The organism is Bradyrhizobium uaiense, assembly GCF_010811875.1.
GTDB classification, from domain to species: domain Bacteria; phylum Pseudomonadota; class Alphaproteobacteria; order Rhizobiales; family Xanthobacteraceae; genus Bradyrhizobium; species Bradyrhizobium uaiense.
The window spans coordinates 20,240-30,938 of sequence record NZ_VKHP01000102.1 but is presented as its reverse complement, the minus strand read 5'-3'; the positions used below and the strand labels follow the sequence as shown (position 1 = coordinate 30,938).

Annotated in this window: 13 protein-coding genes; 5 read left to right on the top strand and 8 right to left on the bottom strand. The window is 64.8% G+C overall.

The features are described from left to right. From FNJ47_RS23310 to hisB, 4 genes are all read right to left on the bottom strand, one after another. On the bottom strand, positions 1-239 hold a 239-nt coding region (locus FNJ47_RS23310; protein WP_347341705.1), incomplete at its 3' end, for a HisA/HisF-related TIM barrel protein. Next, the gene (gene hisH / locus FNJ47_RS23305) at positions 236-886 is read right to left on the bottom strand and encodes an imidazole glycerol phosphate synthase subunit HisH (protein ID WP_050425351.1); all 651 of its coding nucleotides are present in this window, start codon (positions 884-886) and stop codon (positions 236-238) included. The genes FNJ47_RS23310 and hisH, both read right to left, overlap by 4 nt. Beyond that, positions 883-1,413: a DUF2628 domain-containing protein gene (locus FNJ47_RS23300; protein WP_163157288.1), complete on the bottom strand. Its 531-nt coding sequence runs from the start codon at positions 1,411-1,413 to the stop codon at positions 883-885. Before FNJ47_RS23300 ends, hisH begins: the two co-directional genes overlap by 4 nt. A gap of 84 nt (positions 1,414-1,497) precedes the next feature. Continuing rightward, on the bottom strand, positions 1,498-2,091 hold the full coding sequence (gene hisB / locus FNJ47_RS23295; protein WP_163157286.1) for an imidazoleglycerol-phosphate dehydratase HisB: 594 nt from the start codon (positions 2,089-2,091) through the stop codon (positions 1,498-1,500). A 183-nt stretch (positions 2,092-2,274) separates the two neighbouring features. Between hisB and hslV the strand changes: the two genes are divergently transcribed. The 4 genes from hslV (at position 2,275) to FNJ47_RS23275 (ending at position 5,971) form a co-directional block, all read left to right on the top strand. Next, entirely contained in the window at positions 2,275-2,832 is a 558-nt protein-coding gene (hslV, locus tag FNJ47_RS23290) for an ATP-dependent protease subunit HslV (protein ID WP_024583062.1), read from the top strand. 2 nt (positions 2,833-2,834) lie between these two features. Continuing rightward, a complete protein-coding gene (locus tag FNJ47_RS23285) occupies positions 2,835-3,326 on the top strand; it encodes a GNAT family N-acetyltransferase (RefSeq protein WP_163157284.1) in 492 nt (163 codons plus the stop codon). A gap of 61 nt (positions 3,327-3,387) precedes the next feature. Next, the gene (hslU, locus tag FNJ47_RS23280; RefSeq protein WP_163157282.1) at positions 3,388-4,692 is read left to right on the top strand and encodes an ATP-dependent protease ATPase subunit HslU; all 1,305 of its coding nucleotides are present in this window, start codon (positions 3,388-3,390) and stop codon (positions 4,690-4,692) included. 157 nt (positions 4,693-4,849) lie between these two features. Beyond that, positions 4,850-5,971 carry a hypothetical protein gene (locus tag FNJ47_RS23275; protein ID WP_163157294.1) on the top strand — a complete coding sequence of 374 codons (1,122 nt, stop codon included), beginning with the start codon at positions 4,850-4,852 and terminating at the stop codon, positions 5,969-5,971. 15 nt (positions 5,972-5,986) lie between these two features. Here the strand turns inward: FNJ47_RS23275 and FNJ47_RS23270 are convergent, their stop codons facing one another. The 3 genes from FNJ47_RS23270 to FNJ47_RS23260 are packed head-to-tail and all read right to left on the bottom strand — an operon-like array spanning position 5,987 to position 8,899. After that, complete coding sequence (locus FNJ47_RS23270) at positions 5,987-6,577, bottom strand: Smr/MutS family protein (RefSeq protein WP_163157280.1); 591 nt, start codon at positions 6,575-6,577, stop codon at positions 5,987-5,989. After that, positions 6,574-8,217 carry a murein transglycosylase A gene (gene mltA / locus FNJ47_RS23265; protein ID WP_236000062.1) on the bottom strand — a complete coding sequence of 548 codons (1,644 nt, stop codon included), beginning with the start codon at positions 8,215-8,217 and terminating at the stop codon, positions 6,574-6,576. The genes FNJ47_RS23270 and mltA overlap by 4 nt, the downstream gene beginning before the upstream one ends. Further along, positions 8,195-8,899, bottom strand: coding sequence for a Tim44/TimA family putative adaptor protein (locus FNJ47_RS23260; RefSeq protein WP_163157277.1), 705 nt, complete (start codon positions 8,897-8,899; stop codon positions 8,195-8,197). Before FNJ47_RS23260 ends, mltA begins: the two co-directional genes overlap by 23 nt. A gap of 423 nt (positions 8,900-9,322) precedes the next feature. On the opposite strand from FNJ47_RS23260, the gene secB reads away from it, so the two are divergent. Further along, complete coding sequence (gene secB / locus FNJ47_RS23255) at positions 9,323-9,811, top strand: protein-export chaperone SecB (protein ID WP_163157275.1); 489 nt, start codon at positions 9,323-9,325, stop codon at positions 9,809-9,811. A gap of 146 nt (positions 9,812-9,957) precedes the next feature. Here secB and dnaQ read toward each other — a convergent pair whose 3' ends face one another. Then, positions 9,958-10,680, bottom strand: a complete 723-nt coding sequence (dnaQ, locus tag FNJ47_RS23250) for a DNA polymerase III subunit epsilon (RefSeq protein ID WP_163157273.1) — start codon at positions 10,678-10,680, stop codon at positions 9,958-9,960. Between the last annotated feature and the right edge of the window lie 19 nt (positions 10,681-10,699).

Below are 10,699 nucleotides of genomic sequence, written 5' to 3'. Positions count from 1 at the left end.
CCGAGCTGCACCGGCTTGGTGACGGCTTTCAGCATCGCCTCCCCCGCATGCGCATTCATCGGCTTGCCGGCGAAGGCGCCGTCGAGATCGACGACGTGGAGATATTCGAAACCCTGCGCGGCGAAGCTTGCCGCCTGCGCCGCCGGATCGAGATTGAACACGGTGGCGCGCGCCATGTCGCCCTGCTCGAGGCGCACGCACTGGCCGTTCTTCAGATCAACCGCTGGAAAAAGGATCACGGCTTCCACTTCAAGAAATTGGAGATCAGGGCGAGGCCGAAGCGCTGGCTCTTCTCGGGGTGAAACTGGGTGCCGATCGCGGTGTCCTTGCCGACGATCGCGGTCACCGGCCCGCCATAGTCGGCGCGCGCCAGCACGTCCGCCTCATTGGCGGCGTTGAGGTGATAGGAGTGCACGAAATAGGCGTGACGCCCCTTCGGTCCGAGCGGCAGCCGCTCCAGCACCGGGTGCTCGCGCACCATGTCGAGCGTATTCCAGCCCATGTGCGGGACCTTCAGGCTCTCGTCGCGCGGCTCGATTTTCACGACATCGCCGCCGATCCAGTTGAAGCCTTCGGTGATCACGTGCTCCTTGCCGCGCGTCGCCATCAACTGCATGCCGACGCAGATGCCGAAGAACGGCCGCGCCTTGACCCGTACCGCCTCGGTGAGCGCTTCCAGCATGCCGTCGACTGCATCGACGCCGCGGCGGCAATCGGCAAACGCGCCGACACCGGGCAGCACGATCCGATCGGCGCGATACACCGCATCGGGATCGCGCGTCACCTTGATGGCTTGCGGATCCTCCATGCTGCGCGCGGCGCGCTCAAAGGCCTTGGCCGCAGAATGCAGATTGCCGGAGCCATAATCGATGATTGCAACGGTCATCGCGATCCTCCTGGCTCTGGAAACAATCCGATGATGCCGCCCTGCGGCATCGGTGGGGGTTTTGAGAATGATTGACCGGGAACGTCCCGGGTCGGCGGTGGCCCGCCGCGATCGACCGAGCGTTGATCATTGACGACGCCGCGATGTCGCGCGGTCCAACGCTCGAAGAACCGGCGCTCGGCGGCATCCGCATTGTCGGCGACCACGATGTCGAGCTGGCGCCACTTGCGCCGCGACAGCGTCCAGCGTTGCAGGCTCGCAGCCTCCAGCCCGAGCAGCACCATCAGCACCAGGTCGACGAGGAAGATCGCGCCGCGGGCAATGCCGAGCTTGGCCAGCACATAGTCGACGACGAAGGTGACGACGAGCCAGCCGATCAGCGCCAGCCAGAGCCTGTTCCACGCAAGCCAGACCACGCCCGCAACCGCGGCCCAGAAACGGAAGCCGTCGCGCACGAAGACGAACTTGTCGGTCGCCGCAAGATCGGCACCGTTGGCCACGGGGGCATGCACTGTATAGACCGGCATCGAACGCTCCGCCGAGGATGGACTCTCATTTGGACCACGATCTCCGGAAATCGGCACTCGCCTTTCCGGATCATGCTTCCGAGATCAGCCGCCGAGCTGACCCTTGGTCGAGGGCACTTCGCCCTGGGCACGCGGATCGATCGCAACCGCCGTCCGCAGCGCCCTCGCCAAACCCTTGAAACAGGATTCGGAGATATGATGGCTGTTCTCGCCATATAGGGTCTCGACGTGGAGAGTCACGCCGGCGTTCATCGCGAAGGCGTTGAACCATTCGCGCACCAGCTCGGTGTCGAACTCGCCGATCTTGTCGCGCGGGAAGTCGACCTTGAACACCAGCACCGGGCGGCCGGAGATATCGATCACGACGCGCGACAGCGTCTCGTCCATCGGCATGTGGATCGAGGCGTAGCGCGTGATGCCGGCCATGTTGCCGAGCGCCTGCTTCACGGCCTGCCCGAGCGCGATCCCGACGTCTTCGGTGGTGTGGTGGTAATCGACATGGAGGTCGCCATCCGCCTTCACCGTGATGTCGATGCGCGAATGCCGGGCCAGGAGGTCGAGCATATGGTCGAAGAAGCCGATCCCGGTCGAAACCGTGGATACGCCTGCTCCGTCGAGGTTGACCGTCACCTCGATGTCGGTCTCCTTGGTCTTGCGCTTGATGGTTGCCGTGCGCATGAAGATTAAGCTTTCCCGTGCCGAAAACGCCGGTCTTTTAACAGGCTGATGTCACCTTCGCTACTGCGGGATGACCCCGAAATGACCCAACTCGGGCCATGGTGACCGGAAATCCTTGCTAAATCGGCCCCGATTGTAACCCCCTGCCCGACCACCTAAATCTGCCCCGGAGAGAGGTAACCTATGCAAGCATCCCAAAATGAGTTGCCGGTCTGGCATGGCACCACGATCTGCACGGTCCGCAAGGGCGGCAAGGTGGTGATCGGCGGTGACGGGCAGGTCTCGATCGGCCAGACCGTGATCAAGGCCAATGCCAAGAAGGTCCGCCGGATCGGCAAGGGCGACGTGATCGGCGGCTTTGCCGGCGCCACCGCCGACGCCTTCACCCTGTTCGAGCGGCTGGAGAGCAAGCTGGAGCAGTATCCGGGGCAACTGACCCGGGCGGCGGTCGAGCTCGCCAAGGACTGGCGGACCGATCGCTATTTGCGCCGGCTGGAGGCCATGATGATCGTGGCCGACAAGGACGTCTCTCTGGTGCTGACCGGCACCGGCGACGTGCTGGAGCCCGAATCCGGGGTCATGGCGATCGGTTCCGGCGGCAATTATGCCCTCGCTGCGGCCCGCGCGCTGGTCGATACCGACAAGGACGCCGAGACCATCGTCCGCCGCGCGCTGGATATCGCCGCCGATATCTGCGTCTACACCAACCGGAACGTGACGATCGAGACGATCGGCGGCTGAGCATGGCCGCCCCCTACCATTTCCGCCCGATGACGACGGCCGACCTGCCGCAGATCAAGCGCTGGCTGGCGCTGCCGCATGTCCGGGAGTGGTGGGGCGATCCGGCCGAGCAATATGCGCTGGTGAGCGGCGACCTCGACGAGCCGGCGATGGACCAATTCATCGTCGCCACCGAGGGCAGCGATCTCGGCTACATCCAGTGCTACGACCTGACGGCGTGGAATTCCGGCTTCGGCAAGCAGCCGGACGGCACCCGCGGCATCGATCTCTTCATCGGTGAGCCCGACATGGTGGCACGCGGCCATGGCTCGGCGCTGATCGATGCCTTTGTCGAGGAGCGGCTGGCGCAAGGCGCGACGCGCATCGTCACCGATCCCGATCCCGATCCCGCCAACGCGCGCGCCGTGCACGCCTATGCGAAAGCGAGCTTTCGGGAGGCAGGGCTAGTGGATACCCCTGATGGCCCGGGGCTGCTGATGATCCGCGACAAATGAACCAAAACGCAGGCGCGGAACGGCGCTTGCCGAGACAGTGCTTTCAACCTAGCTAGAGCCAATGACTGACTTCTCCCCCCGCGAAATCGTTTCTGAACTTGACCGTTTCATCGTCGGCCAGGCCGACGCCAAGCGCGCGGTGTCGATCGCGCTGCGCAACCGCTGGCGGCGGTTGCAGCTTGCCGGTTCCCTGCGCGAGGAGGTTCTGCCCAAGAACATCCTGATGATCGGGCCGACCGGCGTCGGCAAGACCGAGATCGCGCGGCGGCTGGCCAAGCTTGCGGGCGCGCCGTTCCTCAAGGTCGAGGCCACGAAATTCACCGAGGTCGGCTATGTCGGCCGCGACGTCGAGCAGATCGTCCGCGACCTCGTCGAGGTCGCGATCGCGCAGACCCGCGAGCGCAAGCGCAAGGACGTTCAGGCCCGCGCCCAGCTCGCCGCCGAGGAGCGCGTGCTGGATGCGCTGGTCGGCCCGGGATCAAGCCCGGCGACGCGCGAATCGTTCCGCAAGAAGCTGCGCGCCGGCGAGCTCAACGACAAGGAAATCGAGGTCGAGACGCAGTCGTCCGGCAGCGGCATGCCGATGTTCGAAATCCCCGGCATGCCCGGCGCCCAGATGGGGGCAATCTCGCTCGGTGACATCTTCGGCAAGATGGGCGGACGCAGCAAGACCCGCCGCCTGACCGTGGAAGGCTCGCACGAGATCCTCGTCAACGAGGAATCCGACAAGCTGCTCGACACCGACCAGGTGGTGCAGGAAGCGATCAGCGCGGTCGAGAACAACGGCATCGTCTTCCTCGACGAGATCGACAAGATCTGCGTGCGTGAGAACCGCGCCGGCGGCGACGTTTCCCGCGAGGGCGTGCAGCGCGACCTGCTGCCGCTGATCGAAGGCACCACGGTCTCGACCAAGCACGGCGCGGTCAAGACCGACCACATCCTGTTCATCGCTTCGGGCGCTTTCCACATCGCCAAGCCGTCCGACCTGCTGCCGGAGTTGCAGGGCCGCCTGCCGATCCGCGTCGAGCTGCAGGCGCTGACCCGCGACGACATGCGCCGGATCCTGACCGAGCCGGAAGCGTCGCTGATCAAGCAATATGTCGCGCTGATGAAGACCGAAGGCGTCACGCTCGACATCACCGACGACGCGATCGACGCGCTGGCCGACGTTGCGGTTGCGGTCAATTCCACGGTCGAGAATATCGGCGCGCGGCGGCTGCAGACTGTGATGGAGCGGGTGCTGGACGACATCTCCTTCACCGCCCCCGATCGTCACGGCGAGACCATCCGGGTCGATGCCGATTACGTCACCAAGCATGTCGGCGACCTCGCCAAGAATACCGATCTGAGCCGGTTTATTTTGTAGGCCGCCCCGCTACAATCGTCGTCCCTGCGAAAGCAGGGACCCATAACCACCGGCCCCCATTGTTGAAGCAAGCTACGGCCCCAGCGCTGGTCAAACGCAGGCCGGTGGTTATGGGTCCCGGCTCGCGCTTCGCTTGGCCGGGACGACAATGAATTTGATGCAAGGATGGTGGCAAAACCCCTGGCGCTTGATGGTGGCCGTCAATGCGGCCGTGCTGGTCGGGGTGTTCCTGCACAAGATCGCGCTGCCGCCGTTCGTCCCCTACATCCACCTGCTGGTCGACTATCACTACGGCTTCACCAAGCGCGCGCTGATCGGCGCGATCGTCTCGCTGTTCACCGACAAGGTGCCGGTGGGGTTGGTGTTCGCGCTCGCCGGCACGATCTGGCTGGTGACGCTTGGCCTGTTCGTCAAACTGTTTCACCGGACATTCGGCTTCGACGATGCGCATTGGCCGCTGTTCGTCTTCATCGCGGGATCGCCGTTCTTCCTGAAGAACTTCATGCACACGCTCGGCCATTTCGACATCTATGGCTGTGTGCTGGCGATCGTGCTGCTGCTGATCCCGGCGCGCTCTGTCTTGTATGTGCTGATTGCCGCACTGTTCTCGATTTTGTTGATCCTGGTCCATCACATCTTCGTCTTGATGTATGTGCCGACCATCGCGGCGATCACGGTGCTGCGCTTCTATCTGGTGCAGGGCGCGACGCCGCGAAACGTCGCCATTGGACTGGTGACGCTTGCCGCAGTCGGCATCCTGTTCCTAGTCGCGCAATTCGTCGGCACGGTGGACGTGCCCTATGACGAGTTCATCCGCCATCTGCAGAGCCGGATGACCGACCCGTCACGGACCGATCTGCTTCAGTTCGGCTACATCTGGTACCAGCCGCTGTCGAAGGAATTCGCCGACACCTGGGCGCGCATGCCCTCGAACATCCTCGGCGTCCCGGTGTTTGCGCTGTTGATCTGGCTGCACACGCCGCTGTGGCGCTATTTCGCGCGGCTGATCGAGGCACTCGCAAGTGAGCTGCATCGGCGGATCGTGATCGCCGCGCTCATCATGATCAGCGCCGGCTATCTCGTGATGTTCGTGACGGTGTTCGACTATTCGCGCTGGATCTCGAACTGGGCTGTCTGCATGTTCCTGGTGCTGCACGCCACCAAGATGTTGCCGACGTCGAAGGATGTGCCGCCGATCCCGTCGGACGAGCGCAAGACGACGATCCTTGGCTGGATCGTCACGCTGATCCCGCGCGTCGGGATCGTCCGCCCGTTCTGATCTTCCAGATCGTGCTCAACGCGCGCGCCGGACGCGCACATAAAGCGCACCCTCGCCGCCATGGCCGATATGCGCTTCCTCGAAGCCGACGACCAGCGAGCGGAATTCCGGCAGGCTGAGCCATTCCGGCACCTGGCGGCGCAAAACACCGCGTTCGGACTCGAGGCCCCCGACCTTGCCCTTGCCGGTGATGACGAGCACGAAGGTGAGCCCGTCAGAGTGCGCGCGTTGCAGGAAGGCGTACAGCACGCGATGCGCGCGCAGCTGCGTCATGCCATGCAGATCGAGCCGCGCGTCGATCTCCTGCCTGCCGCGCGACAGCTTTGCGCGCTCGCGGCGGCCGATCGGTGCCAGCGGTGGCGCCTGCGGGCGTGGTGCCGACGCGGCCTTGACGGACGTGACCGGCTTGACCGGGATGGGCTTGGCCGCGGCGTGATGGGCGGCCGGGTCAGAGGCCGCGGTATGGGCTTTCGCGGCGGCGGGCCGCTTGCGCAGCGGCTTGACTTGCTTGGCCACGCTCTCCCAGAGCACACGCTCCTCCTCGCTCAGCGCACGCTTGCGCCGCGACGGAGCGGACAAATCGAGGATCGGCGCGGGTCGTTTCATTGATCGCGGTGATGGCGATAGCGCCGAGTGCGACGCTTCTCCTGACGTTGCGGAATGTCGGGCCGGGCTGCCGGCAACGGCACCGGTTCTGCCACAGGCGCGGCCTGCGCGACAGGGGTCGTTGGGACAGGCGCAGCGGGCGGAGCATCTTTCGCAGGCGGGCTCACGGCCGGGCTCTTGGCGGCGCCGTTGCCGGCGCCTTTTGTCCCGGCCTTTGCCCCAGCCTTGGCGACAGTCACCGTCGGCAGATCCGCGGGCTTCGCCTCCGGCTTGTCCTTCTGCGGATCGGTCTGCGGAAACAGCTTTGCGATCTTCGCCGACGGCCGCTCCTCCGGGATGGGCAGCTTGTGGCCGCGCGCGCCGGGGTCGAGACCCTTCGGCACCAGCATCACGAACTGCATGTTGTGCCGCAGCCGCCCCGAGACCTTCCCGGCGTCCGCGCCGGCGCCGAAATAGAGATCAGCGCGCGCCGGGCCGACGATCGCAGAGCCAGTGTCCTGCGCGATCATCAGCCGGTGGAACGGCGTCTTCGACTGTTCGGAGTCGATCGGCAGCTCGCCTGCAATGAAGAACGGCGTGCCGTAGACATGCAGCGCCTTGTCGACCGCGATCGAGCGGCCCGGCGTCAGCGGCACGCCCTGCGCACCGACGGCTTCGTCCTTGTCGGACAGCGGGACCTCGCGGAAGAACACGTAGGCACGGTTCTGCCGCCGCACCTCGTTGGCACCGTCGGGGTTCTGCTCCATCCACTCCCTGATCTTCTGCATCGACATCTGGTCCCTCGGGATGATGCCGCGGTCGATCAGGACCCGTCCGACCGGCGTATAGGGATAGCCATTATGCGCGTCGTAATTGATGCGCAGCGTGGTGCCGTCCTCGAGCTTGATCCGCGCCGAGCCCTGGATCTGGGCGAACAACAGATCGGTCTGGCTCTTCAGCCAGCAGATCTCGAGCCCGCGGCCGGCGATCGCGCCGTCCTCGATCTGGCCGCGATCGTAATAGGGCACGAGCTTGCGCCGGCCGATCTTGCGATACACCGGACCGCTGTTGGGGAGGCCTACCGAGGCTTGCGTCTTGCCGCGCACGAACAGGTTGGACGGACGGCGATAGACCGGAACATTGTAGACGTCGCTCTGGGTCCGCGAGCCCTCGAGCACCGGCTCGTAATAGCCGGTGACGAAGCCGGCATTCTCGCCGAGCCGCGAGATGCGCAGCGGCACGAAATTCTGCTCGAAGAATTCCTTCGCCTTGGTTCCATCGCCCAGATCGAGCCCCTTGGCGATGCGGCAGGGATCGCGCAGCGAACTTCCGAGCGCCTTCGAATCCGCGGGCGTACCCTGCTGGGCCGCGATCGGCTTGCAGCTGGCGCGAAATGCTTTGTAGGCGGCGAGATGGTCGTCGTCGCTCCAGCCGGACACATTGGCCCAGCCGAGCGGCTCATACTGACTGCCGTTGACCTGCAGCGGCAGTTCCAGACTGGGATAGGGGATCGGGTGGGTATGTTCGTGTCGTGGCGCTGTGTGCCGGCTCGCCCGGTAGCGCGCGGCGATCGCCGCGGTGGAGCACAGAACAGCGAGCGCGCAGCACGCGACCGCGAGGCGCCCGTAGCTGAGATGTTTAGTGAGCGCTTCCAGTGCCAACCAGCTTCCAGTTCGGATCGCGGGAGGTCGAGTCGCGGGCAAATGTCCAGATGTCGGTGATGTCGGCGACCTTGTCCGGGCTGCCGTCGACGATGGTGCCCGCCTTGTCACGCGTCACCGAGATCATCTGCGATACGAAGCGGACGGTCAGCTGGGTCGAGCGATCGCGCGTTTCCGCGCTGACGATCTCGGCCTTGTCGATCGAGACGAACCGCGTCTCGGTCTTCTGCTCATGCTTCTCGCGATCCTTGATCGCGGCCTCGAAGCTCTCATAGACCTCGGTCGACAGCAGGTCCCGCAGCGCGCGGCGATCGCCGTTGGCGAAGGCCAGCACGATCATTTCGTAGGCCGAGCGGGCGCCTGAGAGGAAATGCCGTGGATCGAACGAGGAATCCTGGACGGCGACGGCGTCGAGACCCTGCGCCAGCGGCGTGCCGGGCTCGGCAATGCCCTTCCAGCGTTCGGTGGGTTCGACCGGCTCGGCGGGCGCGGCCGTTGCCGGCTGGTCGATCACCGATCCGGGGATGGGGACGACGTTGTTATCTTGGCCACGCTGCACGACGTTGGGTGCGGCACGATCATACGGCGGCCGCTCGCTTCCCGTGCGCTGTCCGAGAACGCTGCGCAACCGCAGGAAGATAAACACGGCCAGCGCCAGGAAGATGATGGTGTAGATATCCACGTCGAGTTCGCTTTCTGGTCTCTGCCGGCAACGGGCCGGGCATCAAAGCGTTCCCGGTCGGGAACGGCAGAGATTACATCACCGAGTGAGTCCGCAGCATGTAGGCACGAAACTATGCCCGGCCAATGGCGCTTTTTGGCACGGGCAAGTGTAGCGCGTTTTGACCCCGGGGGGAAACCCGTTCCTGCCCGGAAATCGCGCATCTTCAATAATTTAGGAAGCTGTTAAGAGATTGGGCGGAGTTGCGCTCACGCGCCTGTCGCCGGAGATTTGGCCGCAGCCCCGCCGGGACACGCCCACTCGTCGTCCTTGTGGACCGAGCCGGGCCTATGATAGCCACTCGCCCGGCATCGGCATTCCCAACACCTTAACGCGTACCGTCGGACATTCTGTCCATCGAGCGTCGCTCCAGGAGACATTTTCATGACCAATGGCAACGGCGCGCCCGTCGAACAGGCCGCTCCCCAACTCAACGTACTGGCGCAGTACACCAAGGACCTGTCGTTCGAGAACCCGAACGCACCGGCCTCGCTCGGCCAGCAACAGCAGCAGCCGGCGATCAACATCCAGATCAATGTCTCCGCCAACAACCTGTCGGAGAACGAGTACGAGGTGGTCCTCTCGGTCGAGGGCAAGGCCGAGACGGCGGGCAAGGTGATGTTCAGCTTCGATCTCGCCTATGCCGGCGTCTTCCGGATCGTGAATGTGCCGAAGGAGAACCTGCACCCGCTGGTCATGATCGAATGCCCGCGGCTGCTGTTCCCGTTCGCGCGCGAGATCGTCGCGACCTCGGTCCGCGACGGCGGCTTCCCGCCGCTGCTGCTCGACCCCGTCGATTTCGTCGGTCTCTACCGTCAGAACATGGAGCGGCAGGCAGCCGCCCAGGCCGCCTCCGGCGTCAAGCCGAGCTGATCCCGTTCAAAGGCCTACTCCCGTCATCCTGAGGAGCGCGAAGCGCGTCTCGAAGGATCGACGGGCCACCGGCCGGGCCGTTCATCCTTCGAGGCTCGCTCCGCTCGCACCTCAGGATGACGGAGAAATAGATAGCGAAATCTAGATCAAGCCGCCGGTGCTTCAGCAGGCGCTGGCGGCGGCAAGTAATCGTTCCAGAGCGGCTTGTCGCCGAGCGTCGCGACGAAGGCCCTGTGGGCTTCCCGATCCGCGTCGGTGACCCGCGCCAGCAGCGGGGTCTCGCGCTGCCGCCGCGGCATATCGCCGTGGCCACCGGCACGCGCATCCGACGTGTCCGATGCCAGAATCAGCTGCGACTGCCGTGCCCCGATCAGATCGATGTAGACCTCGGCCAGCAGCTCGGCGTCGAGCAAGGCGCCGTGCTTGGTGCGGCGGGAATTGTCGATCTGGTAGCGCGAGCAGAGATCGTCGAGCCGGTTCGACACGCCGGGGTGCTTGCGCCGCGCGAGCAGCAGCGTATCGACCAGCCGGTCCTTCGGGATCGCCTTCCGCTTGGTGCGGTCGAGCTCGGCGTTGATGAAGCTGATGTCGAAGGACGCATTGTGGATCACCAGCGGCGTATCGCCGATGAAGGCCAGGAACTCATCGACCACTTCCGCGAACAGCGGCTTGGAGGCCAGGAACTCGGTCGACAGCCCGTGCACGTTGAACGCTTCCGCCGGCATGTCGCGTTCAGGATTGATGTAGACGTGGTAGGTCTGCCCGGTCGGCATGCGGTTGAAGATCTCGACGCAGCCGATCTCGACCAGCCGGTCGCCGCGCAGCGGATCGAGGCCAGTGGTTTCGGTATCGAGAACGATTTCGCGCATGACGTGAAGGAATCCGAAA